The following is a 26,240-nucleotide window of genomic DNA, read 5'->3' on the forward strand; positions in this document are numbered from 1 at the left end:
ATCCGCCCCGCCGGCGGACCGGTCTGGCTCCCCGTACGGGGAACGGGCGATCAGGAGCCGACGATGCCCCAGGAGCCGCTGAACTCGGCGCCGGGCTCCAGCGTGATGAGATCCGTGCCGGTGACGAAGGCGTTCGGCGGGCAGGTCATCGGCTCTGCGCCCAATCCCGCACGCCGCATCTCCGCGGGCGTCTCGTCGGCGGTGTAGATCTCCAACCACGGGTGCGCCTCGTCGGCCCAGAGCGCGACCGAGTGGGTGCCGTCCTCCAGGCGCACCCACGCGCGCCCATCCGCGTCACGGCGCAGCCCGGTGTACGGGTTGTCGATCTCCGTGGCGCCGAGCCGACGTCCCTCCCGGAAGTCGTACGGGGTGCCGGCCACCTCCCGGGCGGCCGGCTCGGGGATGGCACGGTCGTCCACCTCGAGATACCGGTCGGCGGGAATCGTGAGGTCGCACTCGTCCAGCGAGCGGCCGAGGGTGAGGTACGGGTGCGCGCCGTGCCCGTACGGCGCGGGCCGCGAACCGGCGTTGCGCGCCGACACGCGTACGGTCAGGCCCCGCTCGGCGTCGAGGGCGTACTCCAGGGCCAGGTCCAGCCGGAACGGATAGCCGGTGTGACCGAGCAGCCGGTGCGTGAGGCGCACCCGGTGCGGCTCCTGGTCGGCCACCGCCCAGGACTCCTGGCGGATGAGGCCGTGGATCGCGTTGTCGCGTTCGCGCTCGTTGACGGGCAGCTGGTACGCCTCGCCGCCGAACTCATAGCGTCCCCGGTCGATGCGGTTCGGCCACGGCGCCAGCAGCTGCCCGGAGGCCGCGGGCGGCATCTCGTCCGGGCCGTGCGTGAGGATCAGCGGCCGGCCGTCCCGGGAGAGCGCGCGCAGCGCGCCGCCCTGCTCGGTGACGACGGCGGCGTACGGCCCGGCGGCGATCTCGTACTGGTTCCCGGAGAGTGTCATGCGTCGATTGTCGTCGACTCCGGAGGCGACGTCGCACCCGCCGCGAGGTGTCGCCGCGCGGACCGCCAGACCTCCTCGGGGTCGAACTCTCCGGCCGTCCACATCGTGGCATTGATCGAGCCGCGCACCCGGTACGTGCGCATGATCTCCACGTGGGCCGGCAGTTTGACGAAACCGCGGAGAGCCCGGCCGTCGGCCCACACGGACACCGACCCCACCCGCCGTTCCAGCGGTCGCGTCCAGAGCCACATGCCCACCGCGCCCTCCAGCTCCGGCCAGTACCGGCGCAGGCGGTACCCGGCACGGGCGATCCCCGGCAGATCGAGCAGCCGGTCGGCGGTGAAATCGGTGACGCTGACCAGCACCGATCCGCCCAGATCGGCGGCGGGGCCGGCCTTCCACGCGGAACGCAGCAGGTCCATGAGGCCCGAGCGTATTGATCACGACCGGCCACCAGAAGAGCCAATGGCGACGAACCGCGCTGGGCCGGTGCGCGTGGGACGGGGGTGGACCGACGGCGTGCCGGCCTTGTCGTGGGCCCGGGATCCTGCCCGCCGGGGCGCGGCGAGTGGGTCGGGAACCGTGCCCGCGTCGGTCGGTGAGGACCAGTGCTCTCTACAGGGGTCCCCGAACACGGAAGATCCAACGAATCTGTGTCTGAGCTGAGGTAATTCGAAGACGCGCTCGACGATTTCGGTTTGTTCGGTCTGGCCGGGCCACGCTCGGGAGCGGAGGAAACTCCCGGTGCGGTGGGGAGTGCCCTCCGCACCGCACCGGGAGGAGCGCTATTGGCAGGTGTTGGTGCCCGGGGAGCAGAACTTGAGTTCCGGGTAGCGCTTTGACGGTTTGTCCAGCAGGGGCTGTGGCTGGTTGCGCAGGTTCAGGTCGAAGAAGGCTAGGACGTATCGGCGGGTGATCTGCATGCCCCGGGTGCCGGGCAGGACGGCGTTGTGGCCGAGGCCGAGTTGGTCGTTCAGCAGCCCAAGGTCGGTGAAGGACATGTGTTGCGCCCCGGCCACGACGAGCCAGCGCTTCCACCTGGTCAGGAGTTTCCAGTCACGGTCCCAGCTGGTGTCCCGACCTCCCGGGCTGTGGTTGGCCTGCGTGCCCAGGAACAGGAACGGCCGTGGCAGCCCGCTGTCTGGGATCGAGGCGTAGGTGGTGCCGTCCATGTCGATCCCGGCGCGCAGGCGGGAGTCCTTCACCAGGGCTGCTATGGCGCTGGCGCCGCCGAGGGAGTGGCCCGCCATCGCGATCCGGGACGGGTCGATCAAAGATGCGCCCCTCCATGCCGGGTGTGGCCCGGTCAGTTCGTCGATGACGAAGGAGACGTCGGCTGCCCGTACCTGCATGAGCTTGGTGGTGAACCCCGGATCTTGGGTGGCCTTGCAGGCGACGCATGTGGTGATCCGCCCGTCGGGGAAGGTCTCGGCGAAGTTCTCGTAGGTGTGGTCGATCCCGGCCACCACATACCCGTGGCTTGCCAGGTCCTCGGCGAGGCCCGACAGTGTTTTGCGAGTCACCTGGAAGCCGGGCGAGAGCACGACGAGGGGGAGACCGTGCCTGCGGCCGGCTGGTTTGGCGTCGCTGAAGGCGCCGGTCCGGACTCGGCTCAGCGCGTCGTAGGGCACGCCGGTGACGCCCTCGCCCTTCAGAAGGAGTTCTGACTCCTTGGGCGTCATGTATTGCGCCCGCTGTCGGCCCGGCGACGTCGCCGGATACCACAGGGTGACCATCAGCTCCCGGGCCTTCTGCTGGGGGACCCAGGGGTCGGGGCGGGAGGTGTCCTTCAAATACACCGAGGTCGTTCCGACCGGATGAGGACCGGTCGGCTTGAGCAGATAGGGCGTGGCCGAAGGGGTAGCGGACGTAGTCGCGGACACCGGGGAGGCGGGCGCCGGCGAGCAGGCGGCGGACAGCACGAAGGCGAGGAGTGTGGTGGCGGCGGCCAGGCCGCCACGCAGCCCACGGGTCCGCGATCCGATGGTCATCGCTTGGCCGCCGCGGCCGGCCGTAGGTACGGCCTGGTGGGACGGGTGAACTGCAGGTTCATGGCGTTCCTTTTGATCTCGATGAGTTCGAAGCCGACCCGGGTGTGCCGGGCTGCCAATTACGCTAGGTATCGACCTGCTGGCGGCGATATACGGCTGGATGGCATGTATGAGGTACGTGTAGACGTACCTGCGGTTCGGGATTAAAGGTCACTGCGGGCCGGGTCGGACGCCCGGCACAATGAACCGAAACACCCCCGGCCGAGGAGCTCAGCGGTGACCGGTAGAGCGACGATCCCGGCAACGGCGTTCCCGCAGCGCGAGCGCCGGTCATGGACGTTCTGGATAGGCGATGGCCTGGTGGCTTGTGCCCGCGGGCTGGTGTTGTGCGGGTTGACGCTGGCCGGGGCCGCCGCGCTGCTGGGGGCTCCGGTGCTCGCGGTGGCCGCCGTAGGGTTCCACCACCTCGATGGCCCGGGCTCGGTGCCACCGCCCTATCCCGGCGCCCGCGGTCAGTACGACTACCTGTGGCTGGGTCTGATGGTTCTGCTGGTCTCGTGCAGCGTGGTGGGCATGTGGTGGGTGACCGGACGCATCGCCTGGCAGGCCGGGGCCGTGCCGCTGGCGCCTCCGGCACTGGCACTGACGGCCGTACTGATCAACCGTGGCACGCCCACCGGCGGACGTAGCTTCCTGTGCCTGGGCCTGGCGGTACTCCTGGTTCCCTGCGGCGTGCTGGGCACACGCTGGGTGGCCGGACTGACCAGACGGCTGGCCGGAGCGTGGTGCGGGGTGAATATCGCCGTCCCGTACCGGCCCGCTCCGGGCGAGAAGACCGTCCGCCTGCGGTGGGTCGGCTGGCTGCTGACCGACCCGGCGACCTGGCGGGACCTGATGTGGACGGCCGTGAACACCACCGGCGGCTGCCTTCTGGTCGCCGCGCCCGCCGCCCTGGTGGCCGGTGGGCTGGGCACCATGGCCACCCTGCAGCCGACCGCTTGGCTGGCCGTGCCGCTGGGTCTGGCGTTGATGGCGCTCGGGCTGTGGGCCGGGCCGCGGCTGCTGCCGGCGTACGGTGAGTTCGCCCGTTCGATGCTGAGCCCCAACAGTCAGGCTGAGCTGGCGCTGCGGGTCCGCCACCTGGCCCAGACCCGGTCGGCCACCATCGATGCCGGCGCGGCCCAGATGCGCCGCATCGAGCGGGACCTGCACGACGGCGCACAAGCCCGGTTGGTGGCGATGGGCATGACCCTGGACGCGGCCGAGGAACTGGTCGAAACCAGCCCGCAGGCCGCACGGGCGCTGCTGGCCGAGGCCAGGGACTCCTCGGTCAAAGCGCTGGCCGAGCTGCGTGACCTGGTCCGCGGCATCCACCCGCCGATGCTGGCCGACCGGGGGCTGGTCGACGCGGTGCACGGGCTCGCTCTGGATCTGCCGCTGCGGGTTCACTTCGCGGTCGAGTTGCCGGGCCGGCCACCGGCGCCGGTCGAATCAGCTGCCTACTTCGCGGTCAGCGAGCTGCTGGCCAACGTGTCCAAACACGCGCGGGCCGGCGAGGTCTGGATCGACATCGGTCACACCGCCGGGACACTGCGGATCAGCGTCACCGACGACGGCCGCGGCGGTGCCGATCCCGCGCACGGCACCGGGCTGCGCGGCCTGGAGCAGCGGCTCGCCGCGTTCGACGGCATCCTTGCTGTCAGCAGCCCGCCCGGCGGGCCGACCCTGGTGAACCTGGAGATCCCGTGCGCGTTGTCATCGCCGAAGACCTCTTCCTGCTGAGGGAGGGCCTGACCCGGATGCTCAGAGCGCGCGGAGTTCAGGTCACCGCCGCCGTCGACAACGGGCCGGACCTGCTCACCGCCGTGGCAGCCGACAGGCCGGACGTGGCCATCGTCGACGTCCAGCTACCACCGACCTTCACCGACGAGGGACTGCGCGCCGCGCTCAAAGCCAGACGCGAGGAGCCCGGGCTGCCGGTCCTGGTGCTGTCGCAGTACGTCGAACCGCTGTACGCCCGCGAGCTGCTGGCCGATAGCGCAGGCGGCATCGGCTACCTCCTCAAAGACCGGGTCCTGCGCAGCGCCCCTTTCATCGACGCGGTACGCCGGGTCGCCGACGGCGGCACCGCCATCGACCCCGAAGTCATCACCCGCCTGCTGACCCACAACTCCAGCGACACCGCCCTGGCCACACTCAGCCCCAGAGAACGCGAAGTACTCGCCCTCATGGCAGAAGGCCGCTCCAACACCGCCATCGCCCAGCACATGGTCATCACCGAACGAGCCGTCGCCAAACACACCACCTCCATCTTCCACAGACTCGGCCTGCAACCCTCCGGCGACGACAACCGGCGAGTCCTCGCCGTCCTGGCCTACCTCAACCGCTAAAGACCCCCATTTCGCCCCCCTACGATGGCCGCCAGAACGCACCGGGCGACCTGGGTGAAGGGACACGATCGGGCATGGTCGACCGCATCTACCTTCGGCACTCCACCGACAAGCAGACCGACGCCCGCCAGCTCCCCCAACAGGTTGACGTGCTCCCCGCTCCCGCAGAGCGGCCCAGTCCAAAGACCAAGACGCAGGTGACACTCGACCTGCCCGGCCTGCTCGCCGACCACCTCCACGCCGCCGCAGAAAGCCACGTCACTACGCACAGCTACTTTGCGTCTGGCGACACGGACCCGAGCGGAGGGCCCCAGGGCGCGGCGAGTGGATCGCAACCCCCCGCCGCGCTCCGGCGGCGGCCCGAGCTCTGGAACCGCTGAGGGCGTCGACGGGGGAGGGGTGGCGGTCAGCCGTCCGGCCCGCGGTCGGTGTCCGGCTGCGGGGTGCTGAGCGCCAGCGCGGCGCGGCAGCCGGTGAGCAGGCCCCAGGCGACGTCGGCGCCGGAGGTGTGCCTGATGTCGATGAGGCGGCGTGCGGCGGGCTCGAGGGGCTCCTGGCCGGCGATGCCGCGCAGCACGGCGGCCGTCTCCACGCTGGCCTGACCGCGCGCGGCGCACTGCAGCAGGGTCGCGGCCAGGGCGGTCGTGCGCTCGCACGCGTAGGCGGTGACGGCGGCGCCCAGCCAGTCGGCCAGCCAGACGGCGCGTCCGCCGCCGGGCACGGCCCCGCCGAGCAGGCGCAGCGCGAGCAGGAGGCCGGCCAGCGCGTCGTCGCCGCTCGGCGTGAGACCCGGACCGAGGCCGACGATCCGCTCGGCCGCGTCGACGGCATGGGCGAGGTCGCCGTCCGCGCAGCTGTCGGCGAGAACGCCCGGCACCGGGTGCCCGCTGAGGCCCCACGGCCCGGTCAGCTCGCCCAGCGCGTGTGCCCCGTGCGCGAGCCGGGCCAGCGACAGCGGCCCGAGCACCGGGGTGGGGTCCCACCAGCGCCGGATCCGTACTCGCAGCCGTGTGGTGACCTCCACGCCACCGTCCCCGATGAACGCGACGTCACCCTCGCGGACGCCGCGGAACGGCTCCTGACGGGCCGGCGTGGCCAGGACCACGGCGTTCGGCGGCCGTACGGCGTCGGAGGTGACGAGCGCGAGGATGATCGGCTCGGTGGGCCCGTCGACCCGGAGATAGGCCGCCGAGGGGAACACGGCGACCGCGCGGGCGGCACGCCGCGGGCCGCCGAGCACGGTACGGACACCGAGGCTGGCGGCGCCGGGCAGGCTCAAGGCGGGCGGGGTACGCGGGCCGCGCCGCCGCCCGGCGGTGGTGGACACCCTCATCCGGACCTCCCGCGATGCGCTGGGTCGGATCGTCCCGGGGCCCGTCCGCGCCGCACGGGATTCCGGGGATCGCCCCCGGCCACGGTCGTGAAGGTAATCCGGTGCGGGCCATGGCCGTATGGATAATTCTGCCAACGATGGTTGCCAGCGTTCGTATTTCTCGTCATCGTGTGATCGTTACCGGCGGGAAACTTCGGCAGATGGGGCGGCCATGTCGTCTTTTTCGGTACCTCGTCCTCCGACTCTTCAAATCGACGGCGCCGGCACCCTGACCTACGGACTGTCCGTCGGGGAGATTCTGGGCCTGTCCACCCTCGCGGACGCCCGGCTCGTCGCCGGCGCCGGCGGGCTCGGCCGCGTCGTACAGCGCCTGAACGTCATGGAGGTCCCGGACGTCCTCGCCTGGGTCAAGCCCAACGAGCTCCTGCTGACCACCGGCTATCCGCTCCGCAACACTCCAGAATCCCTCGGCCACCTGGTCGCCGATCTCGACACGTGCGGGCTCGCGGCCCTCGCGGTCAAACCCGGCCGCTATCTCGACCGCCTGCCGGCCGAGATGATCGACCAGGCCGACGGGCTCGACCTTCCTCTCATCCTGCTGCCCGAGGACGTCGGTTTCGACGACATCCTCAACCAGGTGCTCACCGACATCCTCAACCGGCAGGCCGCGGTCCTGGCGCGCGGCGAGGAGGTGCACCAGGCCCTCCTGCAGATCGTGCTGTGCGGCGGCGGACTCCAGGAGGTCACCGACGAGGTCGCCACCCTCCTGGGCGCGGCCGTGGCCGTACTGGACGGCGAAGGCCGGCGGCTCGCGGCCTCCGGCGACGAGGCGCTCCTGGCCCGGCTGCGGGCCACGCCGCCGGACGCCGGCGACCCCACGCCGCCCGACGCCCTCCCGCCCCTGGGGTCGGCCGCCGCCGCGCCCTTCCTCCCGGCAGCCGACGGGCCCATTCCGGCCATCGGGCCGGTCACCTGCGACGACCCGGGAACGGAGGAGTTCGGCGGGCACGTCGCCGCGCCCGTCGTGGCCGGAGGTTTCACGTACGGCCGGATGGCGGCGATCGGAGTGCCGGCACCCGATGCCGGCATCCTCGAACGCGCGGCCACCGTCGTCGCCCTCGTCATCACCAAGCAGCAGGCCGTGTCCGCCGTGGAGAGCAAGTACCGCGCGGACTTCCTGCGCGACGTGCTGACCGGCAACTCCGGCGACGACGAGCACGTCGTCGCCCACAGCGCGAGCTTCGGCTGGGACCTCGGCCGCCCCTCCGCCGTCATCGTCGCCGCCCTCGACCGCGGGCCCGCGCGCGGCCCGGAGGAACGCGTGCTCCAGGACCGGCTCGTCACCGCCTGGACCTCGGCGGTCCGGCGCCGCGACCGCAGCGGCGCGGTGGCCGGTTTCTCGGGCGAGGTCGTCGCCGTGGTCGCCGCCGACGCCTGCGACGTCCAGGCTCTGGCCAAGGACGCCGCCGCGGTCTTCGCCGACCAGGAGCGGACCTTCTCGGTCGGGGTGAGCCGCGTCGCGGAGGTGGCCGCCGACCTGCCGTCCGCCTACGACCAGGCCGTCAAGGCGGTACGGGTCGGGCGGCAGATGCACGGCGACGGGGCCATCGTGCACTTCGACGAGCTCGGCGTCTTCCGGCTGCTCAGCCTGGTGGAGGACACCGCCGAGCTGCACGCCTTCGTCCAGGAGACTCTCGGCGAGCTCGCGGGGGACCAGGACCCGGAGGCGGTCGACCTGCGGCGCACGCTGCAGGTGCTGCTGGAGACCAACCTCAACGTCGCCGAGACCGCCCGCCGCCTGCACTTCCACTACAACACGCTCCGTTACCGCATCGGCAAACTGGAGCGCCTGCTGGGCCGGTTCACCGACGACGCCAATCTCCGCCTCAACCTCACCCTCGCGCTGCACGTCCTGCGCATGCGGGGGATCTGAGGCCACCATCCCCGCGGCGACACCGCAGGTGTAGGTTTCGGCTTCGTCGAGGCCCACGGCTGTTGGGGGATCGGTGACACAAGGGACGGTCTCGACCGCTCTCGCGCGGTTCGTCCTGAATTCGTTGCGGGGGTTCGGCGTCGACTCCGCGGCGTTGAGCCGCCAGGTGGGGTTTCCGGTCTGGGCGCTGGGCGACGACACCGTGCGGGTGCCGACGCCGCAGCTGTTCAAGGTGTGGCGACTCGGCCACCTGGAGTTTCCCGATCCCCACCTTGGGCTGCGGATATCAGGCCGGTGGAGCCGGGGACGGCTGCATCTGCACGACTATCTGTTCGAGACGGCCGCGACGCTGGGCGACGGGTTCACCACCGCCATCGATTACGCCCACGTCGTCAGTGACGACAACGGCGCCGACGACGTCGATGTGATCGGCGACGACGGGCATCTCACGGTCCGGTATCAGGTCCGGAGCCCGTCCCCGGAGACCAGCGCGTTGATCAGTGAGTTCGCGCTCGGAGCGCTGTTGCGCCGGGCCCGGGACACGCTCGGGGCGGAGATCTCGCCGGTGCATGTGGGTTTCTGCGGGGATCCGCCGCCCAGTCACCGGGACCTGGTCGCGGCGTTCGGAACCCCTCGGGTCGATTTCGGGCAGGACCAGACCACGATGACCTTCGCCCCGGCCGATCTGGAGCAGCCGCTGCCGGGCGCCGATCCCGTGCTGGCCCGGATCCTGCGCGCGCACGCCGATGCGATCACCGCGGCGCCCGGTCGTGCGCCGGGGTGGCGTGACCCGCTGCGGGAGGCCATCGCCGCCGATCTGCGTGGCCGGACGGCGTCCCTGCACGCGGTGGCGGCGCGGCTGGCCATGAGCCCGCGCAGTCTCCAGCGCCGTCTGGAGGAGGACGGCACGAGCTGGCGGCAGGAGGTCGACGCGGTACGGCGCGACCAGGCCGCCCGGCTGTTGCGGGAGGGGGCATCGCGCGCGGCCATGGCCGCACAGCTCGGATACTCCGACGTTCGCGCCCTGCGCCGCGCGGTCCGGCGCTGGAACCTGCCCACCTGACCGAAGTTGGCGCGCAGGGTCCCCCTGTTGGCGCGTGCGGTCCTCCCCGGCCGGTGCCGTTCGCGGCAAGACTCCGAGCCACAAGATCACGCCGCAGGGCGTCTCCAGGGAAGACGAGGGGAGGTGCACGACGATGCGCATCAACAGCACCTGGCCGTAACCCGCGACTCGACTCAGCGGCGGCCGACCTTCGGTCCGGCGGGGTCGGCCGTCTTTCGTCTACCACGGAGATCGAATGAGTCGTCCGACCGGCGAGGGCCGGCCGCCAGGCTATCGGGATCTGTTCGTCCTGGTGGAATACCGTGCGGTGGTCACCGCGAGTGCGCTTTCCTGGGCCGGGGATTATCTGTGCCGGGCCGCGGTGGCGCTGCTGGTGTTCGATCGCACCGGCTCGGTGTTCGCCTCGGCGGCGGCCTTCGCCCTGGGATATCTGCCCTGGCTCACCGCGGGCCCGCTGCTCGCGGCGCTGGCCGAGCGGTACCCCGCACGCTCAGTGATGATCTCCTGCGATCTGGCCAGGATGGTGCTCATCGGGCTGATCGCGATCCCGGGCGTGCCCGTGCCCGTGATGCTCGTGCTGCTGTTCGCCGGCGAACTGCTCGCCCCGCCGTTCGAGGCCGCGCGTTCCGCCCAGCTCCCGCGGATCCTGACCGGCGACCGCTACCCGCTCGGCGTCGCCTTCAACAACTCCATCTACAACCTCGGGCAGGTCGTGGGGTACGCCGCCGGAGGGGTGATCGCCGGATACAGCCCGCACGTCGCGCTGCTGCTGGACGCCGTCACCTTCGCCTGCTCCGCGCTCCTGCTGCGCCGCTACGTCAAGCCCCGCCCGGCGACGCTCGCGGCCACCCGCCGCGCCGGCCTGTGGCGGGAGACACGGCAGGGATACACGCTCGTCTTCGGCCACCCGCTGATGCGCGTCATCGCGCTCATCAGCTTCGGCGTGGTCTCCTTCGTGATCGTCCCGGAGGGCCTCGCCGCCGCTTGGGCGTCCCAGCTCGGTGGCGGTGGCGCGGCCCAGGGCCTCATCATGGCCGCCAACCCGCTCGGCGTCGCGATCGGCGGCCTGATACTGACACGGCTGTTGCGGCCGGGAACGCGGGCCCGGCTGATCCGGCCGCTCGCGGTCCTGGCTCCTCTGAGCCTGGCCCCCGCGCTGTTCGACCCGCCACTCGCAGGAGCGCTGGTCATGGCCGGCGCCTCCGGTATGGCCATGTCGCTGCTGTTGCCGGCCGCGCAAGGTCTGTTCCAGCAGGTGCTCCCGGACGATTACCGGGCCCGGGCGCATGGCGTCATGAGCGGCGGAATCCAGATCGCCCAGGGCACGGCCGTTCTGGCCACCGGCGCCCTCAGCGAACACTTCTCCACCTCGACCGTCATCGGAGCCTGGTGCACGGCCGGAGCCCTCCTGATGGTCCTCGTCACGTTCCGGCCGATCAGCCGCCCCGAGACACCGACCCTCGTCTCCGCCACGGCCGAGGAGACACCATGAAACGCCCCGTGGTCCGCGCACCCGGAGCAGGAGACCAGACTTAGACCTCGGAGACGGACTGTCGACCACCCGGGGGACTCCATGGCGATCGGCTGGAAACTGCACGGGGACGGGCGCACACCCCCGCCGGGCGAGGTGGTCGCGCCGGACGAGCGCCTGTCCTGGGGCCGCACCGTCGGCATCGGCGCCCAGCATGTGATCGCCATGTTCGGCGCGACCTTCGTGTTCCCGGTCGTGATGGGCCTCGACCCGAACCTCGCGATCATGATGTCGGGCATCGCCACGGTCATGTTCCTGCTGATCACCGCCGGGAAGGTGCCCAGCTACCTCGGCACCAGCGCGTCCTTCGTCGGTGCGGTCGCCTCCATCCGCGCGGCGGGCGGCAGCACCGCGAACGTGACCGGCGCGATCCTCGTCGCCGGCGCCGTGCTGGCCGTGGTCGGCCTGATCATCCACGTGCTCGGCGCCGGGATCATCCACCGGATCTTCCCGCCGGTCGTCACCGGCGCGGTCGTCATGCTGATCGGCTTCAACCTCGCCCCGGTCGTCGCGAACGTCTACTGGCCGCAGGACCAGTGGGTCGCCCTGGCCACCCTCGCCGTCGTCGTCCTGTGCGCCGTCGTGCTGCGCGGGTTCTGGTCGCGGATCGCCGTCCTGATCGGCCTGGTCTTCGGCTTCCTCCTGTCGTGGATCCTCGACGAGACCGCCGGCCGGATCACCGCACCCGACGGCACCGGCAAGGTCACCTCCCACTTCCGCGTCGACCTGAGCAAGGTCAAGGCGGCGGACTGGTTCGGCCTCCCGCACCTTCACGCCCCCGATTTCAAGACCTCCGCGATCCTCGTCGCCCTGCCGCCGGTCATCGCGCTCATCGCGGAGAACACCGGCCACGTCAAGGCCGTCGCCGCGATGACCGGCGCGGACCTCGACCCGTACCTCGGCCGCGCCATCGCCGCCGACGGCCTCGGCACGGTCCTGGCCACCGGGGTCGGCGGCGCGCCCACCACCACGTACGCCGAGAACATCGGCGTCATGGCCGCCACCAGGATCTACTCGACCGCCGCCTACTATGTCGCCGCCATCGTGGCGATCCTCGTGGGCCTGTGCCCCAAGTTCGGCGCGCTGGTCGCCGCGACCCCCGGCGGCGTTCTCGGCGGCATCACGGTCGTGCTGTACGGGATGATCGGCCTGCTCGGCGCGAAGATCTGGATCGAGAACCGCGTCGACTTCGGCGACCCGGTCAACCTGGTCCCCGTGGCGGCGGGCATCATCCTGGCCATCGGCAACGTCACGCTGAAGATCACCAAGGACTTCCCGCTGCAGGGCATCGCCCTCGGCACCATCGCCGTTCTGCTCGGCTACCACGTCCTCAACGCCGTCCAGCGCGCCCCACGCGACACCGGCGCCGGCGTCATCGCCCCCGGCGAACGCGACGTCATGCCCGGCGGCCGCCCCGGCGAGCCGGAATAGCGCCCGACCCGCCGGCCAGGGGGACGGCGGCGACCGGCCGTCGACCCGCCGCGGCCTCCGGCCTCGGTAGGGTGCGGGGGATCAAGGCCGTCCAGGATCGGAGCGCGAGATGTCGGTCATCGACAAGGTGTCGTGGATTCGGATCGAGGGCGGCAGAATCCTCAGCACGCGCTCACACGGCAAGGACGTCTACTACCTTCCCGGCGGCAAGCGCGAGGCGGGGGAGAGCGACGCTCAGACTCTGGCGCGAGAGATCGAGGAGGAGCTCACCGTCGCGATCGTGCCGGAGACCGTCGCTCACCTCGGTACGTACGAGGCCCAGGCGCACGGTCATCCCGACGGTGTCACGGTCCGGATGACCTGCTACACCGGCGACTATCAGGGCACGCTCGCACCGAGCAGCGAGATCGAGGAGGTCGTGTGGCTGTCCTACGCCGACCGCGACCGCGTCTCTCCGGTGGACCAGATCATCTTCGACGACCTGCGAGCTGCCGGACGGTTGACCTGAGCGACCGTACGGGGTGCGGCGACCGCCAGGCGATCAGGTGACCGTCAGCTCCCACAGGCCCTTGGCCAGCGTGGTGAGTCCGCCGGCCAGGGCGAGCAGCAGCACGATCCGCCGCGCACCGCGTTCCGGTATGTGATCCCCGAGCACCCGCCCGGCGACGGCGCCGCCCGCGAGGGCGGCCGTGACCAGCAGCCAGGCGGGGCCGGTCAGCCGCGGCACGCCCTTGACTAGCAGGGACAGGGCGTTCACGGCGACCCCGTAGAACTGCGCGTTCGGGACGAACTCCCGTACCGTCCAGTCGGCGTTCACCGCGTACAGCGATATCGCCGGGCCGCCGACCCCGGCCGAGGAGTTCATGAAGCCGCTCGCGGCGCCGGCGGCGACCGCACCTCCGGAGCCTCTCAGCGCGGGCACCCGCGTGCCGAAGATCACAAGCAGCACCGCCGCGGTCACCAGTGCGCCCATCCCGGCGAGCAGCACCTGCTGAGGCAGGCGAGCGGCGACCCAGGCCCCGGCCGGCACCGTGCAGGCGGCCGCGGCGACCAGCGGCACCATCGCGCGCAGCCGGACCCGCCGCCATCCGTCCAGCAGCCCGACCACACTGATCGCACCCGAGGCGGCGTTCGACAGCAGCACCCCCTGGGAGGGGCCGAGGAGCAGCACGAGCGCAGGCGCCGCGACCAGCGCGAACCCCATCCCGGCCAGCCGCTGGACGGACGCGCCCAGGAGGACGATGCCGCCCAAGAGCAGATCACCGGTCCAGCCACCCGTCACGACGGATCCTCGTCACGAAACACGATCGAGAGCCTCCACCACCGATACGCCCTGGTTCAACGCGTTTTCGAGGAGCGGGCGCATCGTGATCACGAGGAAGTCCAGGGCTTGTGCCGATCACTACGGAGTATGGTGGATCTCGGGTCGTGACTGGCGCTGAGGTGGAGCACCACCGGGGAGCGGCCCGGAAAACGTTGTGCCGTGCGCCTGGGCCGAGTCGCGAAGACCGTTCAGGAGCAGCCGATGTCCCAGACGCAGACCGCCCGTCTCATGGATGGTGCGGGCCTCGCCCGCCGCATCGTCGAGCAGAGCACCGCCAGAGCCGCACAGATCACCCGCGAGAGCGGCACGCCGCCGTGCCTGGCGACCGTACTGGTCGGAGACGACCCCGCCTCGGTGACCTACGTCCGGATGAAGCGCAGCCGATCCGAGAAGGCCGGCATCGTCTCGCGGCACGTGGGCCTGCCCGCCACCACGACGACGGCGGAACTGGTGGACGCCATCACCGCCCTGTCACAGGACCCGGAGGTGCACGGCATCCTGCTCCAGCACCCCGTCCCGCCGCACATCGACGAGCGGGCCGCGTTCGAGGCCATCGCCCCGGAGAAGGACGTCGACGGGCTCACGCTGAGTTCGTTCGCCGCGCTGAGCTTCGGGCTGCCGGGCTTCGTGCCCTGCACGCCCGGCGGCATCATGCGGCTGCTCGAGGAGTACGACGTCGACCCGGCGGGCCGGCACGCCGTCGTGGTCGGCCGCAGCGCCATCCTCGGCAAGCCGGTCGGGATGCAACTGCTCGCCGCCAACGCCACGGTCACGTACTGCCACTCGCGCACGACCGACCTCGCGTCGATGGTGCGGCAGGCCGACATCCTGGTCGCCGCCGTCGGCCGGCCGCGTTTCATCCGCGGCGAGGACATCAAACCCGGAGCCGTCGTGATCGACGCCGGATACAACCCCGGCAACGTCGGCGACGTGGACTTCGAGTCCGCCATGACCCGCGCGAGCCTCATCACACCGGTCCCCGGCGGCGTCGGCCCCATGACGATCGCCGTCCTCCTCGCCCAGACCGTGGACGCGGCGGCCCGGCAACTGGGTCTGGGATCCGATCACTGAGTCCTCACATGTGACGGCGCGTGGTGAATCCGGACGTCCAGCGGGCCCGAGTCGATCACGGGTTCCGATGGAGACAGGAGGCCGGTGTCGGCCAATCCCTGGATGACCGGGGAGAGGATGGACCGGTTCGCGGGAACGCCGCAGCGACGGTGAGCCTCGTCCTGAACCGGGCCGCCGCCGAGCAGCCAGATGTCGGCCGGTTGCTTCAGTCCGCACCCTTTCGGAGTGAGGTATTGCGAGCGCGGCATGGCCACGGAGCGCCGCCACCACCGCCGTACCGCGTCGTGGAGGTCCAGGGTCGCGCTCGGGGTGAACGTGCTCGGGAACGGGGCCGCCGCCGTACGGCCGGTCGACCCGCCGGTGTGCTGGGAGCAACCGGCTGCGGCGAGCAGGGCGGCCGCGGCCACCGTCAGACGAACGAGCACGCCTTCCCTTCCACCCGATCAACGATGAGAGCCGCGTGAGTTCACGCCGCCCGATTCCGTGGCGTCACGGTGTTCGTGCGGTCGTCGTCGTGCTGTTGCCGTTCGTTCCGGGCAGGTTGTTGAATCGTGGGGGGATCGCGCACCTCCGGGTGGTCATGTTCCGCACGGCGGCGCTTATCCTCGACCGGATACTCGAACACAGGGGGAGACGTGCCTGACCTGTCGACCTTCGCGGAGGCGGCCGTGTCGCCGGCCGAGCTCCGCGGCTTCCTGCGCGGTCTGCCGGCGGTGGATCAGGTGGGGGCGGAGGAGCGGGCTGCGCGGTTGGCGACGCGTTCGATCAAGACGTCGGCGAAGGCGTTTGCGATCGATCTGGCGGTCTCGATGGTGGATCTTACGACGTTGGAGGGTGCGGACACTCCGGGGAAGGTGCGGGCGTTGTGTGCGAAGGCGGCGCATCCGGATCCGGCTGATGTGAGCGTGCCGAAGGTCGCGGCCGTCTGTGTCTATTCCGATCTGGTGGGTGAGGCGGTCCGGGCTTTGGACGGTACGGGGGTCGGCGTGGCGAGTGTGGCGACGGCGTTTCCGTCGGGGCGGGCGCCGCTGGAGGCGAAGCTCGCTGACACCCGGCGTGCGATCGATGACGGGGCGTCGGAGATCGACATGGTGATCGACCGGGGCGCGTTCCTGGCGGGCGACTACCAGAAGGTGTTCGAGGAGATCGTCGCGGTCAAGGCCGAGTGCGGCGACGTGCACCTGAAGGTGATCCTCGAGACCGGTGAGCTGGTCACGTACGACAACGTGCGCCGCGCATCCTGGCTGGCGATGCTCGCCGGGGCCGATTTCATCAAGACGAGCACGGGCAAGGTGAGCCCCGCCGCGACGTTGCCGGTGACGCTGGTCATGCTCGAGGCCGTGCGTGACTTCCGGGCGCGGACCGGCCGCCAGGTCGGCGTCAAGCCGGCGGGTGGGATCCGGACGACCAAGGATGCGATCAAGTATCTGGTGCTGGTGAATGAGACGGCGGGGCCGGACTGGCTGACGCCCGAGTGGTTCCGGCTCGGGGCGTCCAGCCTGCTCAACGACCTGCTGATGCAGCGCCGCAAGTTGACGACCGGCGTGTACGGCGGTCCTGACTACTTCACCCTGGACTGAGGCAGACATGACTTTCGAGTACGCTCCCGCGCCGGAGTCACGGGGCATCGTCGACATCAAGCCGTCGTACGGCCTGTTCGTCGACGGGGAGTTCGTCGAGGCGAAGAGCTCCTTCAAAACGATCAATCCGGCCACGGAGGAGACCCTGGCCGAGGTCGCCGAGGCGAGCGCCGATGACGTGGACCGCGCGGTCGCGGCAGCCCGCCGTGCGTACGACACGGTGTGGGGTCCGATGCCGGGCGCGGAGCGGGCGAAGTATCTGTTTCGGATCGCGCGGCTGATTCAGGAGCGGTCGCGGGAGTTGGCGGTTCTGGAGTCGATCGATAACGGTAAGCCGATCCGTGAGTCGCGGGATGTGGATCTGCCGCTGGTCGCGGCGCATTTCTTCTATTACGCGGGTTGGGCCGACAAGCTCGGTCACGCCGGGTTCGGCGCTGACCCGCGGCCGCTGGGCGTGGCGGGGCAGGTCATCCCGTGGAACTTCCCGTTGTTGATGCTGGCGTGGAAGATCGCGCCGGCGTTGGCGTGCGGTAACACCGTCGTGCTGAAGCCGGCGGAGACGACGCCGTTGACGGCGTTGGCGTTCGCTGAGATCTGTGTGCAGGCGGGGTTGCCGCCCGGTGCGGTGAACATCGTGACCGGGGCGGGGGAGACCGGCCGTGCGCTGGTCGAGCATCCTGGGGTCGACAAGGTCGCTTTCACCGGTTCGACCGAGGTCGGCCGGCAGATCGCCCGGTCGGTCGCCGGCACGGCCAAGAAACTCACGCTGGAGTTGGGTGGTAAGGCCGCCAACATCGTCTTCGACGACGCGCCGCTGGACCAGGCGGTGGAGGGGATCGTCAACGGGATCTTCTTCAACCAGGGCCACGTGTGCTGCGCCGGTTCGCGGCTGCTGGTCCAAGAATCGGTCGCCGAAGAACTCCTGGAGCGGCTGAAGGCGCGGATGACGACGCTGCGGGTCGGTGACCCGTTGGATAAGAACACTGATGTCGGTGCGATCAACTCCGCTGCGCAGCTCGCGAGGATCCGTGAGCTGTCTCAGGTGGGTGAGGCCGAGGGTGCGGTCCGCTGGTCGCCGGCGTGTGAGCTGCCTGAGCGCGGGTTCTGGTTCGTCCCGACGGTGTTCACGAATGTTGCGGCTTCGCATCGGATCGCGCGGGAGGAGATCTTCGGTCCGGTCCTGTCCGTTCTCACGTTCCGCACACCGGCTGAGGCGCTGGAGAAGGCGAACAACACCCCGTATGGGCTGTCGGCGGGGATCTGGACGGACAAGGGGTCGCGGATCCTGTGGATGGCGCAGCGGTTGCGGGCGGGGGTGGTGTGGGCGAACACGTTCAACAAGTTCGACCCCGCTTCGCCGTTCGGTGGGTACAAGGAGTCCGGTTTCGGGCGTGAGGGCGGACGGCACGGACTGGAGGCCTACCTTCGATGAGCGAGCGACTGAGTGTCCGTAAGACCTACAAGCTGTTCATCGGGGGCGCGTTCCCCCGCTCCGAATCCGGCAGGACGTTTGCGGTGAACGATGCCAAGGGCAGGTTCGTGGCCAACGCCGCGCGCGCCTCGCGCAAGGATGTGCGGGACGCGGTGGTGGCCGCCCGCAAGGCCCAGTCCGGCTGGGCGGGACGCACCGGCTACAACCGGGGGCAGATCCTCTACCGCGTCGCCGAAATGCTGGAGGGCCGCCACGGCCAGTTCGTCGAAGAACTGCGTGCGACCGGGCTGGGTAAGACGGCGGCCGCCGAGCAGGTGGAGGCGGCGATCGACCGGTGGGTCTGGTACGCCGGATGGGCCGACAAGGTCGCCCAGGTGACCGGGTCGGCGAACCCGGTGTCCGGGCCGTTCTTCAACTTCTCCACGCCCGAGCCCACCGGCGTCGTCGGCGTGATCGCGCCCGACTCGCCGCTGCTCGGGCTGGTGTCGGTGATCGCCCCGGTGATCGTGACCGGCAACACCGTCGTCGTCGTGGCTTCGGAGTCCGCGCCCCTTCCGGCGATCACGCTCGCCGAGGTCCTGGCCACCAGCGACCTGCCGGGCGGCGTCGTCAACCTGCTCACCGGGCACCGCGCGGAGCTGGCGCCCTGGCTGGCCTCCCACCAGGACGTCAACGCGCTCGACCTGACCGGCGCACCCACCGACCTGGCCACCGACTGCGAACGGGCCGCGGCCGACACCCTCAAACGAGTCCACCACCCGGCCACCGACGACTGGAACACCGACCCCGGCACCGGCCGCATCACCGCGTTCCTGGAGACCAAAACCGTCTGGCACCCCGTCGGCATCTGAGCCGCTTCGGCCTCGGCACGCGCCGCGCCGGCCTCAGCCCGCAGCCGCAGCGCACGCCGCACGAACTGCTCGAGCAGGACATCGCCCGCTCCTGACCTCGAGGGGGCTGCCTCCCCTAGCTTGAGTTTTAATCTCCAGCCGGTTACCAGGAGGCGCTGGGTGGCGTGAACGGCTACGAGCAGGTCCGGCTGTGGTGGACCAAGAGAGGGTCGGCTTGGTGATGACGGCCGCCGTCGAGGCCCCGCGCTGGGGCCCGACGGCGAGTGACGTTAGGCGGACCGGCTGACGTCGTCGAAGTCGGTGGAGGCCGACAGCTCGGCCCATGCCAGCATGTCGCGCTCGAAGGCGTCGCGTCCGGCCTGGACGAGCCGAAGCGCGTCGGTGCCGAGCAGCAGGCGCGTCGGCGGCTGGTCGGCCGCCACGATTCGCAGCACCGCGGCCGCGGCCTTGTCCGGGTCGCCCGGCTGGTGCCCGCTGCCGTGGATGCGCCGGGCGCGCAGCGGCTCGAACAGCTCGTCGTAGTCGGCGATCACACGGGGTGCGCGGATCATCGAGCGGCCGGCCCAGTCGGTCCGGAAACTGCCCGGCTCGACGGCGGTGACATGGATGCCGAAATCGGCGACCTCCTTGCCGAGCGTTTCGAGGATGCCCTCCACCGCGAACTTGCTGCCGTGGTAGAAGCTGAGGCCCGGCATGGTGATCAGCCCGCCCATCGATGTGACGGCGATGATGTGGCCCGAACGGCGCTCCCGCATGTGTGGCAGCACGGCCTTGATCACCGCCACGGTTCCGTAGACGTTCACCTCGAACTGACGGCGAAGGTCATCCATCGACGACTCCTCGAAGAGGCCATCATGGCCGTACCCGGCGTTGGCGACGAGTACGTCGACCGGGCCCAGGTCGCGCTCGGTCTCGTCCACGACCGTGTCCACCACGTCATGGTCGGTCACGTCCAGGATGCGGGCGTGCGCGTCGCCGGCGAGCGACTCAAAGGCCCGTGCGTCGGCGGGCGTGCGCACCGTGCCCACCACCCGGTGGCCCGCGGCCAACGCCGCGCGGGCGAGTGCGCGGCCCAGGCCGGCGCTGACGCCGGTGATCAGGAATGTCTTGGTGTCCGACACAGGAGTTCCCTTCGTGCGATGCGAACAGAGGCCGACCGGGGCGGTTAGGCCCTGGTCGGTCTCGACACGTTCCACTTCAGCACCGGAATCGGCTGCTGATCGACTTCCGGGAGGTCCGCTTCGCCCCGGGGGTAGCCGGACCAGGGGACTGCCAGTCCCCCTTTCGCGGGCCGTCGGGGCGATCTTGGGCCCTATCGTGAACGGCATGGACCGCAACACAGCTCTCGGTGAGTTCCTCCGCTCTCGGCGGGCACGGATCACCCCGCGCCAGGCGGGCCTGTCCGACGACGGCGGCTCTCGGCGAGTGCCGGGACTGCGCCGCGAAGAGATCGCGCAACTGGCGGGCGTGAGCGTCGACTACTACGTACGCCTGGAACGCGGACGCCGACTGAACGTCTCCGAGACCGTGCTGGACGCCATCTCCCGCGCGCTACGCCTCGATCCCGTCGAACGCACCCATCTGTTCCAGCTCGCCAAGCCCGCCGCAGGCAGGCCCCGCCGAACGGCGACGCGTCCGCAGCCGGTCCGCCCGGGGCTGCGCGACCTGCTCCGGATCCTCGAGCACACCCCCGCCCTTGTGCTGGGGCGGCGACTGGACGTACTTGCGTCCAACCAGATGGCACGTGCGCTGCTCACCGACTTCGACGCGCTGCCGCACCGCGAGCGGAACCTGGTGCGGTTCATGTTCTGCGACGAGACCGCCCGCTCGCTGTATACCCACTGGGACACCCACGCCCACGACATTGTCGCCTCGCTCCGGCTCTACGCCGGACGCCATCCCCACGATCCACTGCTGGCCGAACTCGTCGGCGAACTCTCGATCACAGATGAGGACTTCCGCCGCTGGTGGGCCGACCAGAACGTGCATCGGCACACGCATGGCAGCAAACACTTCCACCACCCGATCGTCGGCCCGCTCACCCTCAATTACGAGTCCCTCACCCTGCCCGCCGACCCGGATCAGCGGCTGAGTGTCTACACCGCCGAGGCAGGCTCCAGCTCCGAAGAGGCGCTTCGGCTACTGGCCGTGTGGATACGGCAGCCCGAGACCTCGCACGGGCAGCACGCAGATCATTAGACGCCCGCCGGTCCGCGAGGAGCGGTCGGCCATAGTGGCTGCGTCCCATGAGCAGGGATGGGCGTTATGGAACACCGGCAGACCTTGCGCCCCACCGCCGGTGTCCCGAAACCCTCGTCGAGGGGAAGAACCGGGCTTGAGAGCAATGCGACCTGCCCATTCGTGCCGCGCAGCAACTCTCAACAGGTGGTCAGAGGTTAAAACTCAAGCTAGTTGTCCTGCCAGCGGTCCTTTGGGGTCGGTCCGGAGAGCTCGTCCGGGTCCTCCTCCGCCGAGGCGATCGTCTCCCAGAAGGCGGCGTGTGCCTGCTCGTGGAGGATCCCCAAGGACAGCATGCGCTCGCGGGAGACGGTGGCGGTGTCATCCGGTTCGAGCGCGGCGCGCCGCTGTTCGTACGCCCTCATCAGCTCACGATGCTGCCGCGCCTGGGTCCGCGCGAGACGCACCAGGTCGCCGGGGTCGCCGAGGTCGGCGAAGGCCAGCCTGAGCTGTGCCGGGTCGCGGAACTCGGCCTGAGGCACCTCGGGGGCCGACAGCCACTCCTGTAGGGCCCGCTCGCCCGCAGGGGTGAGGTGGAAGAAGCGGCGGCGCCTGCCGCCCTCCTCGGTCTCCTCGGTCAGCAGGCCCAGCTCCGCCAGCCGGGGCGGATCGCGGTAGAGCTGCGCGTGGGGGATGGGCCAGAAGGGGACGATGGTCTCCTCGACGCGCGCCTTCAGCTCGTACGGGGTCATCGGGCCGTGGCGGGCGATCAGGCCGAGCACGACGTACGCCGACATGCTCAACTCCACACGCGCCTCCCGTTGACACCGTCTCACTGAGACCATACTTTCATCTCACCGATACCGTATCAGTGAGACTATCGAGGTGCTCGTGTACGTCCATCCCGAACTGGCCGACATCTTCGCCGCGCTCCCGGAGCGGCCGGCCGACCCCTATGCCGACATCGAGGCGCTTCGCGCCGGCTTCCGCGCGCTGATGGCCCCGCAGATGGGCCCTGATCCCCGCGTCACCGTGGAGGACGCGGTCATCCCAGGGCCGGACGGCAACAACATCGACCTGCACGTCATCCGGCCGGCCGACGCTGCCGAGGGCGAGGTGCTGCCCGGGATCTTCTACATCCACGGCGGCGGCTTCGCGTACGGCGAGCTGGACGGCCCGAGCCCGATGGCGCGCGACGCCTGCGCCGAGGCCCGCGCCGTCGTCGTCAACGCGCACTACCGGCTCGCGCCGGAGCACCGCTTCCCCGCCGGGGTCGAGGACTGCTACGCGGCGCTGCGCTGGATGGCGGACGGCGCCGCCGGGCTCGGCGTCGACCCCGACCAGATCGCCGTCGCGGGCGCGTCGGCGGGCGGCTGCCTGAGCGCCGCCATGGCGCTCATGGCGCGGGACCGGCAGGGGCCCGCCATCGCCTACCAGTGCCTGCTCATCCCGTGCCTCGACGACCGGGAGACCACCGCCTCCCGCCGTAACGTCACCGACCGGAGGACCATCAACGGCCCGAGCATCCGCCGCACCTGGGACAACTACCTCGGCCCGGGTCGAGGGGAGACCTCACCGTACGCCGCGCCGGCCCGGGCGGAGGACCTGCGCGGCCTGCCGCCGGCGTACATCCTCACCTGCGGGATGGACCCCCTCCGCGACGAGGGTGTGGACTACGCCCGGCGGCTGATCGAGGCGGACGTGCCCGTCGAACTGCACCACGTGCCGGGCGCCTGGCACTTCTTCGAGGGGTTCGCGCCGCAGAGCGCGATCGCCAAGGCGACGACCGCGCACTGGCTCCGGGCGCTGCGCACCGCCCTTCGCCCCTGACCGGAGGCCTACTGGAAGAACTCGGCCGGCAGGTGATCCCGCATCGGGGCGGGCCGGAAACCCTGTTTCTGGATGGTGCGGAGCATCTTCTTGAAGTCGGCGGTCATGTTCGGGTTGAAGTGCACCAGCAGGATGTCGCCCGGGTGCAGGCGGCCGGGCCGCTGGTAGGCGATCTGCCCGTTGCTGACGACCTCCCGCCAGAAGAAGATCGCCTTCATCCCGCAGTCCCGCGCGGCGCGCAGCGTGTCATTGTCGGTCGACCCGTACGGCGCGCGGAACAGCGTCGGGCGCGCGCCGTACTGCGTCGTGTAGATGTCGGCCGCGTCGCAGATCTCCTGCTTCTGCCGCGAGTAGGACAGCCGCGGCATGTACGGGTGCGTCATCGTGTGATCTCCGATGAGCGCGCCGGTCTGCTGCAGTTCGCGGAAGTAGCCGTAGTTCTTCTTGATGGCCATGTTCGCCAGGAAGAGCGTCACCGGGATCTGCCGATCCCGGATCAGCTGGACGAAGTCGGCGTCCTTCTCCCAGCCGTCGTCGATGGTGATGAAGACGACCTTGTCCTGCACCGGGATGTTGCTGATCACCGGAGGCAGGCCGTGGCGCGACCGTGGGAGCCCCGAGGGCGTGCCGGACGGGGTCGAGCCGCTCGGCGTGGGCGAAGGGGAGGCGGACGGCGACCCTGACGCCGACGTGGGGTTGCCGGTCGGCGTCTCGTTCGGAGCGCCGCCTCCGGGTCCACGCGACGCCACCGGTGCCGCGGTCCGCTCGTGCGGACTGCCCGAGTGGCAGGCTGCCACGCCACCCGCGGTGAGCACCGCGACGGCGGCCGCGGCGAGGGTGCGGAGTTGTGGGCGAAGGACCATCGGGTATCCCCCAGGAGCGATGGCGGACATCTATCGGAGATGTCCGGATTCGGCGATCGATCAACCTGATTTAACGAAACGCGAACGTGGGATGGGTCACCCCGCCGCCTTGCCGCCGAGGGAACGGGGCAGGTAGTTCTCCAGCGCAGCGGGACGCAGTCCCGCCTGGCGGATCCAGGTGAGCAGGCGCTGGAAGTCACGGGCCAGGCCGGGCCGGAAGTGCATCAGGATGATGTCGCCGGCCCGCAGGTCCGAGCCGCCGTCCATCCGGGCCAACTTGCCGGACAGGCCGTTGTAGAACTCGATCGACCAGGTGACGACCGACTTCATGCCGCAGTCACGGGCCGCGGTCCGGGTGACCTGGTCGTACGAGCCGCCGGGCGGCCGGAAGATCTCCGGTCGCCTGCCGTACTGGTGGGCGTAGATGTCGGCCGAGTCGCAGATCTGCCGGTGCTGGGCGGCGGAGGACAGCCGCCGCATGTCGTTGTACGGCGCCGCGTGGTCCATCGTGTGGTCCTCGATCGGCGCGCCCGCGTGCTGCAGCGCCCAGAAGTACTCGTAGCCCGTCCGGGCCGCCTGGTCCGTGAGGAAGACCAGGATCGGCACCCGCTGGGTACGGACGATGTCGACGAATCGGGTGTCGTGCTCCCAGCCGTCGTCGATCGTGATGAAGACGACCTTGTCCTGGGTCGCGATCCGGTCGACGACCGGTGGCAGGCCGTCGCCGTGCCGCTGGTAGGACAACTGCCAGGTGCCCGGCTTCGGCGCCGGCCACTGGGGCGGCGCCAGGACCTGCGCCATCGCCGGATGTTCCGCTGCGTGCGCGGCGGGGGCGTGCATCCGTGCCCGGATGTCAGGCCACAGGCCGGAGACCACTCCGAGCACCGCCGCCAGCACGCACGACGTGATCAACCGCATTCCGCGCATCCATCCCCAGCTTCCCCTCAGTGGATCTTAAAGCTCTTCATAGGGGTTGATGCAGGGATGTGGTGGCCAGGTTCGGGCAATCCGGTGAAGAATCCGGGCAGTTTGGCGTGATCGCTCGGTCAGCCGCGTACGCCCAGGGCGCGGACGAGTGTGGCGCTGAGCGCGGAGACCGTCTCGTCCGGCACCGGCTTGGCCGATGGGCCCTCGGCGAAGTAGCGAAGGAATGCCTGCTGGAAACAGGCGCCGACCAGCAGGGCGCTCGCCGCGTCGGGGTCCGCGTCGGCCGCGATCCGCCCCAGGTCGCGCTCGGCGCGCAGATAGTCGGCGAACCGGCGGACGACGTGCTCCGGTCCGGCGCCGTACTTGCGGAGCGACTCGCGCTGGGCGGCCATCAGCTGCGGCTCGGCCATCAGTGAGCCCAGCATCGGCAGCGCGTCGAGGTAGAAGTCCACCGTGGCGCGCGTGAGCTCGGCGATGGTCTCCTCGACCCTGCCCGCGCCGGGGCGGGCGTCGACGCGGGCGAAACCGGGCATCCGCTCGCGCAGCACGTAGAGCAGCAGCTCCGTCTTGTCGGTGAAGTGCTTGTAGAGGGCGGCTTCGGAGAGCCCGGCCGCCTTCGCGATCTCCTTGGTGGTGGTGCGCGTGACGCCGCGCTCGCGCATGAGGCCGGCGGCGGCGTCGAGGATGCGATCCCGGGTTCCCACGATCCCCCTTTGTCGATCGGACATTCTCACATTATCGTGGTTAGTGAGCACTCACCAACCTGCTATGGTCCCCGGTTAGTGAGTACTCACTGACCGAGGCTGCCAGGTGAAAGGCGACGAGCGATGCGACTTACGATCTTCGGGGCGAGCGGAGGCACCGGCACGCAGCTGGTGCGGCAGGCGCTGGAACGCGGACACGAGGTGACGGCGGTGGTCCGCGATCCCGCGCGGCTCGACGTCGCCGCCCACGACCGGCTGAAGGTCGTGACGGCCGACGTGATGGATCCGGCGGCCATCGAGCCCGCCGTCGCGGACGCCGACGCCGTCGTCTCCGCGCTGGGCCCCCGCGAATCCGGCCCGACGACCGTGTCCCAGGACGGAGCCCGCAGCATCATCGCGGCGATGGGCAAGGCCGGCGCCCGCCGCTTCATCATGATCAGTGCGGCCGGGATGGTCGTCGACGCCGGCGACGGCCCGGTCACCCGCTACGTCGCGAAACCGATCCTGAAGCGGGTCCTCCGGCACGGCTTCGCCGACATGGGCCGTGCGGAGGAGGAGGTCCGCGACAGCGGCCTCGACTGGACGATCGCCAGGCCGCCGATGCTCACCGACAAGGAGGGCACCGGGCGCTACCGGACCGCGACCGACCTCAACGTCCGGGGCGGCATCCGGATCTCCCGCGCCGACCTCGCCACCGGCATCCTCGCCATGCTCTCTGACGACGCGACGGTACGCCGCCACATCGGGATCGCGAACTGACGGAACGGGCCGAGGCGTACGACGGCCCCACCGCCGATGAGGTGCCCGACGGCCCGCCACCGGGATCGGCGAAGAGGCCCCGAGGCGCACAAC

General features: G+C 70.6%; 26 protein-coding genes and 1 riboswitch. Of the genes, 15 read left to right on the forward strand and 11 right to left on the reverse strand.

Annotation, left to right across the window (positions count from 1 at the left end; genetic code table 11):
- Window positions 1-50: 50 nt before the first annotated feature.
- The 3 genes from AB0I04_RS03080 to AB0I04_RS03090 all read right to left on the reverse strand — a co-directional run bounded on the left by AB0I04_RS03080 (window position 51) and on the right by AB0I04_RS03090 (window position 2,947).
- Window positions 51-956, reverse strand: a complete 906-nt coding sequence (locus tag AB0I04_RS03080; protein ID WP_360878046.1) for an aldose 1-epimerase family protein — start codon at window positions 954-956, stop codon at window positions 51-53.
- Window positions 953-1,378, reverse strand: coding sequence for a hypothetical protein (locus AB0I04_RS03085; RefSeq protein ID WP_360878049.1), 426 nt, complete (start codon window positions 1,376-1,378; stop codon window positions 953-955). The genes AB0I04_RS03080 and AB0I04_RS03085 overlap by 4 nt, the downstream gene beginning before the upstream one ends.
- A gap of 363 nt (window positions 1,379-1,741) precedes the next feature.
- Window positions 1,742-2,947 (reverse strand): alpha/beta hydrolase, encoded by a 1,206-nt coding sequence (locus AB0I04_RS03090; RefSeq protein WP_360878052.1) that lies wholly within the window; start codon window positions 2,945-2,947, stop codon window positions 1,742-1,744.
- 276 nt (window positions 2,948-3,223) lie between these two features.
- Between AB0I04_RS03090 and AB0I04_RS03095 the strand changes: the two genes are divergently transcribed.
- From AB0I04_RS03095 to AB0I04_RS03105, 3 genes are all read left to right on the forward strand, one after another.
- On the forward strand, window positions 3,224-4,729 hold the full coding sequence (locus AB0I04_RS03095; protein ID WP_360878055.1) for a histidine kinase: 1,506 nt from the start codon (window positions 3,224-3,226) through the stop codon (window positions 4,727-4,729).
- Window positions 4,693-5,337, forward strand: coding sequence for a response regulator transcription factor (locus AB0I04_RS03100; RefSeq protein ID WP_360878058.1), 645 nt, complete (start codon window positions 4,693-4,695; stop codon window positions 5,335-5,337). Before AB0I04_RS03095 ends, AB0I04_RS03100 begins: the two co-directional genes overlap by 37 nt.
- 74 nt (window positions 5,338-5,411) lie before the next feature.
- Window positions 5,412-5,717 (forward strand): hypothetical protein, encoded by a 306-nt coding sequence (locus AB0I04_RS03105; RefSeq protein ID WP_360878061.1) that lies wholly within the window; start codon window positions 5,412-5,414, stop codon window positions 5,715-5,717.
- 26 nt (window positions 5,718-5,743) lie between these two features.
- On the opposite strand, the gene AB0I04_RS03110 is transcribed toward AB0I04_RS03105, so the two are convergent.
- On the reverse strand, window positions 5,744-6,670 hold the full coding sequence (locus tag AB0I04_RS03110) for a DUF2877 domain-containing protein (RefSeq protein ID WP_360878064.1): 927 nt from the start codon (window positions 6,668-6,670) through the stop codon (window positions 5,744-5,746).
- Window positions 6,671-6,881: 211 nt separating this feature from the next.
- Between AB0I04_RS03110 and AB0I04_RS03115 the strand changes: the two genes are divergently transcribed.
- From AB0I04_RS03115 to AB0I04_RS03135, 5 genes are all read left to right on the forward strand, one after another.
- Window positions 6,882-8,603, forward strand: coding sequence for a PucR family transcriptional regulator ligand-binding domain-containing protein (locus AB0I04_RS03115; RefSeq protein ID WP_360878067.1), 1,722 nt, complete (start codon window positions 6,882-6,884; stop codon window positions 8,601-8,603).
- A gap of 73 nt (window positions 8,604-8,676) precedes the next feature.
- Window positions 8,677-9,666 carry an AraC family transcriptional regulator ligand-binding domain-containing protein gene (locus tag AB0I04_RS03120; protein ID WP_360878070.1) on the forward strand — a complete coding sequence of 330 codons (990 nt, stop codon included), beginning with the start codon at window positions 8,677-8,679 and terminating at the stop codon, window positions 9,664-9,666.
- A gap of 235 nt (window positions 9,667-9,901) precedes the next feature.
- Window positions 9,902-11,158 carry an MFS transporter gene (locus tag AB0I04_RS03125; protein ID WP_360878073.1) on the forward strand — a complete coding sequence of 419 codons (1,257 nt, stop codon included), beginning with the start codon at window positions 9,902-9,904 and terminating at the stop codon, window positions 11,156-11,158.
- Window positions 11,159-11,239: 81 nt separating this feature from the next.
- Window positions 11,240-12,628 (forward strand): solute carrier family 23 protein, encoded by a 1,389-nt coding sequence (locus tag AB0I04_RS03130; protein ID WP_360878076.1) that lies wholly within the window; start codon window positions 11,240-11,242, stop codon window positions 12,626-12,628.
- A gap of 109 nt (window positions 12,629-12,737) precedes the next feature.
- Window positions 12,738-13,136 (forward strand): NUDIX domain-containing protein, encoded by a 399-nt coding sequence (locus tag AB0I04_RS03135; protein WP_360878078.1) that lies wholly within the window; start codon window positions 12,738-12,740, stop codon window positions 13,134-13,136.
- Between the two features lie 33 nt (window positions 13,137-13,169).
- On the opposite strand, the gene AB0I04_RS03140 is transcribed toward AB0I04_RS03135, so the two are convergent.
- The gene (locus tag AB0I04_RS03140) at window positions 13,170-13,910 is read right to left on the reverse strand and encodes a sulfite exporter TauE/SafE family protein (RefSeq protein ID WP_360878081.1); all 741 of its coding nucleotides are present in this window, start codon (window positions 13,908-13,910) and stop codon (window positions 13,170-13,172) included.
- Window positions 13,911-14,046: 136 nt separating this feature from the next.
- Window positions 14,047-14,130, forward strand: a riboswitch (ZMP/ZTP riboswitch).
- Between the two features lie 23 nt (window positions 14,131-14,153).
- On the opposite strand from AB0I04_RS03140, the gene AB0I04_RS03145 reads away from it, so the two are divergent.
- On the forward strand, window positions 14,154-15,023 hold the full coding sequence (locus AB0I04_RS03145; RefSeq protein WP_360878083.1) for a bifunctional 5,10-methylenetetrahydrofolate dehydrogenase/5,10-methenyltetrahydrofolate cyclohydrolase: 870 nt from the start codon (window positions 14,154-14,156) through the stop codon (window positions 15,021-15,023).
- Here the strand turns inward: AB0I04_RS03145 and AB0I04_RS03150 are convergent.
- Window positions 15,017-15,448: a hypothetical protein gene (locus tag AB0I04_RS03150; RefSeq protein WP_360878086.1), complete on the reverse strand. Its 432-nt coding sequence runs from the start codon at window positions 15,446-15,448 to the stop codon at window positions 15,017-15,019. The two genes, AB0I04_RS03145 and AB0I04_RS03150, sit on opposite strands and share 7 nt — an antisense overlap.
- A gap of 210 nt (window positions 15,449-15,658) precedes the next feature.
- Between AB0I04_RS03150 and deoC the strand changes: the two genes are divergently transcribed.
- Genes deoC through AB0I04_RS03165 form a run of 3 tightly spaced genes read left to right on the forward strand, consistent with a single transcriptional unit; the run spans window position 15,659 to window position 18,886 of the window.
- On the forward strand, window positions 15,659-16,603 hold the full coding sequence (gene deoC / locus AB0I04_RS03155) for a deoxyribose-phosphate aldolase (protein ID WP_360878089.1): 945 nt from the start codon (window positions 15,659-15,661) through the stop codon (window positions 16,601-16,603).
- 7 nt (window positions 16,604-16,610) lie between these two features.
- Window positions 16,611-18,035 carry an aldehyde dehydrogenase family protein gene (locus tag AB0I04_RS03160; protein WP_360878092.1) on the forward strand — a complete coding sequence of 475 codons (1,425 nt, stop codon included), beginning with the start codon at window positions 16,611-16,613 and terminating at the stop codon, window positions 18,033-18,035.
- The gene (locus tag AB0I04_RS03165; RefSeq protein WP_360878095.1) at window positions 18,032-18,886 is read left to right on the forward strand and encodes an aldehyde dehydrogenase family protein; all 855 of its coding nucleotides are present in this window, start codon (window positions 18,032-18,034) and stop codon (window positions 18,884-18,886) included. The genes AB0I04_RS03160 and AB0I04_RS03165 overlap by 4 nt, the downstream gene beginning before the upstream one ends.
- Before the next feature lie 269 nt (window positions 18,887-19,155).
- Here AB0I04_RS03165 and AB0I04_RS03170 read toward each other — a convergent pair whose 3' ends face one another.
- On the reverse strand, window positions 19,156-20,007 hold the full coding sequence (locus AB0I04_RS03170; RefSeq protein WP_360878098.1) for an oxidoreductase: 852 nt from the start codon (window positions 20,005-20,007) through the stop codon (window positions 19,156-19,158).
- Between the two features lie 205 nt (window positions 20,008-20,212).
- On the opposite strand from AB0I04_RS03170, the gene AB0I04_RS03175 reads away from it, so the two are divergent.
- Entirely contained in the window at window positions 20,213-21,085 is an 873-nt protein-coding gene (locus AB0I04_RS03175; RefSeq protein ID WP_360878101.1) for a helix-turn-helix transcriptional regulator, read from the forward strand.
- Between the two features lie 209 nt (window positions 21,086-21,294).
- Here AB0I04_RS03175 and AB0I04_RS03180 read toward each other — a convergent pair whose 3' ends face one another.
- Window positions 21,295-21,873 (reverse strand): PadR family transcriptional regulator, encoded by a 579-nt coding sequence (locus AB0I04_RS03180; protein ID WP_360878103.1) that lies wholly within the window; start codon window positions 21,871-21,873, stop codon window positions 21,295-21,297.
- A 76-nt stretch (window positions 21,874-21,949) separates the two neighbouring features.
- On the opposite strand from AB0I04_RS03180, the gene AB0I04_RS03185 reads away from it, so the two are divergent.
- Window positions 21,950-22,894: an alpha/beta hydrolase gene (locus AB0I04_RS03185; RefSeq protein ID WP_360878106.1), complete on the forward strand. Its 945-nt coding sequence runs from the start codon at window positions 21,950-21,952 to the stop codon at window positions 22,892-22,894.
- Between the two features lie 8 nt (window positions 22,895-22,902).
- Here AB0I04_RS03185 and AB0I04_RS03190 read toward each other — a convergent pair whose 3' ends face one another.
- From AB0I04_RS03190 to AB0I04_RS03200, 3 genes are all read right to left on the reverse strand, one after another.
- Entirely contained in the window at window positions 22,903-23,757 is an 855-nt protein-coding gene (locus AB0I04_RS03190; RefSeq protein ID WP_360878109.1) for a polysaccharide deacetylase family protein, read from the reverse strand.
- 96 nt (window positions 23,758-23,853) lie between these two features.
- Window positions 23,854-24,675 carry a polysaccharide deacetylase family protein gene (locus tag AB0I04_RS03195; RefSeq protein ID WP_360878112.1) on the reverse strand — a complete coding sequence of 274 codons (822 nt, stop codon included), beginning with the start codon at window positions 24,673-24,675 and terminating at the stop codon, window positions 23,854-23,856.
- Window positions 24,676-24,803: 128 nt separating this feature from the next.
- Window positions 24,804-25,388, reverse strand: coding sequence for a helix-turn-helix domain-containing protein (locus AB0I04_RS03200; protein ID WP_360878115.1), 585 nt, complete (start codon window positions 25,386-25,388; stop codon window positions 24,804-24,806).
- Window positions 25,389-25,511: 123 nt separating this feature from the next.
- On the opposite strand from AB0I04_RS03200, the gene AB0I04_RS03205 reads away from it, so the two are divergent.
- The gene (locus tag AB0I04_RS03205; RefSeq protein ID WP_360878118.1) at window positions 25,512-26,147 is read left to right on the forward strand and encodes an SDR family oxidoreductase; all 636 of its coding nucleotides are present in this window, start codon (window positions 25,512-25,514) and stop codon (window positions 26,145-26,147) included.
- The last annotated feature ends 93 nt before the right edge of the window (window positions 26,148-26,240 follow it).

The sequence above is a fragment of the Actinoallomurus sp. NPDC050550 genome (assembly GCF_040655075.1).
Lineage (GTDB): Bacteria > Actinomycetota > Actinomycetes > Streptosporangiales > Streptosporangiaceae > Actinoallomurus.

Excerpts from the sequence above, each read along its gene's own strand:
- AB0I04_RS03080 (WP_360878046.1), bottom strand. The coding sequence starts at position 956 with ATGACACTCTCCGGGAACCAGTACGAGATCGCCGCCGGGCCGTACGCC.
- AB0I04_RS03085 (WP_360878049.1), bottom strand. The coding sequence starts at position 1,378 with ATGGACCTGCTGCGTTCCGCGTGGAAGGCCGGCCCCGCCGCCGATCTG.
- AB0I04_RS03090 (WP_360878052.1), bottom strand. The coding sequence starts at position 2,947 with ATGACCATCGGATCGCGGACCCGTGGGCTGCGTGGCGGCCTGGCCGCC.
- AB0I04_RS03105 (WP_360878061.1), top strand. The coding sequence starts at position 5,412 with ATGGTCGACCGCATCTACCTTCGGCACTCCACCGACAAGCAGACCGAC.
- AB0I04_RS03110 (WP_360878064.1), bottom strand. The coding sequence starts at position 6,670 with ATGAGGGTGTCCACCACCGCCGGGCGGCGGCGCGGCCCGCGTACCCCG.
- AB0I04_RS03115 (WP_360878067.1), top strand. The coding sequence starts at position 6,882 with ATGTCGTCTTTTTCGGTACCTCGTCCTCCGACTCTTCAAATCGACGGC.
- AB0I04_RS03125 (WP_360878073.1), top strand. The coding sequence starts at position 9,902 with ATGAGTCGTCCGACCGGCGAGGGCCGGCCGCCAGGCTATCGGGATCTG.
- AB0I04_RS03130 (WP_360878076.1), top strand. The coding sequence starts at position 11,240 with ATGGCGATCGGCTGGAAACTGCACGGGGACGGGCGCACACCCCCGCCG.
- AB0I04_RS03135 (WP_360878078.1), top strand. The coding sequence starts at position 12,738 with ATGTCGGTCATCGACAAGGTGTCGTGGATTCGGATCGAGGGCGGCAGA.
- AB0I04_RS03145 (WP_360878083.1), top strand. The coding sequence starts at position 14,154 with ATGTCCCAGACGCAGACCGCCCGTCTCATGGATGGTGCGGGCCTCGCC.
- AB0I04_RS03160 (WP_360878092.1), top strand. The coding sequence starts at position 16,611 with ATGACTTTCGAGTACGCTCCCGCGCCGGAGTCACGGGGCATCGTCGAC.
- AB0I04_RS03165 (WP_360878095.1), top strand. The coding sequence starts at position 18,032 with ATGAGCGAGCGACTGAGTGTCCGTAAGACCTACAAGCTGTTCATCGGG.
- AB0I04_RS03175 (WP_360878101.1), top strand. The coding sequence starts at position 20,213 with ATGGACCGCAACACAGCTCTCGGTGAGTTCCTCCGCTCTCGGCGGGCA.
- AB0I04_RS03190 (WP_360878109.1), bottom strand. The coding sequence starts at position 23,757 with ATGGTCCTTCGCCCACAACTCCGCACCCTCGCCGCGGCCGCCGTCGCG.
- AB0I04_RS03195 (WP_360878112.1), bottom strand. The coding sequence starts at position 24,675 with ATGCGGTTGATCACGTCGTGCGTGCTGGCGGCGGTGCTCGGAGTGGTC.
- AB0I04_RS03205 (WP_360878118.1), top strand. The coding sequence starts at position 25,512 with ATGCGACTTACGATCTTCGGGGCGAGCGGAGGCACCGGCACGCAGCTG.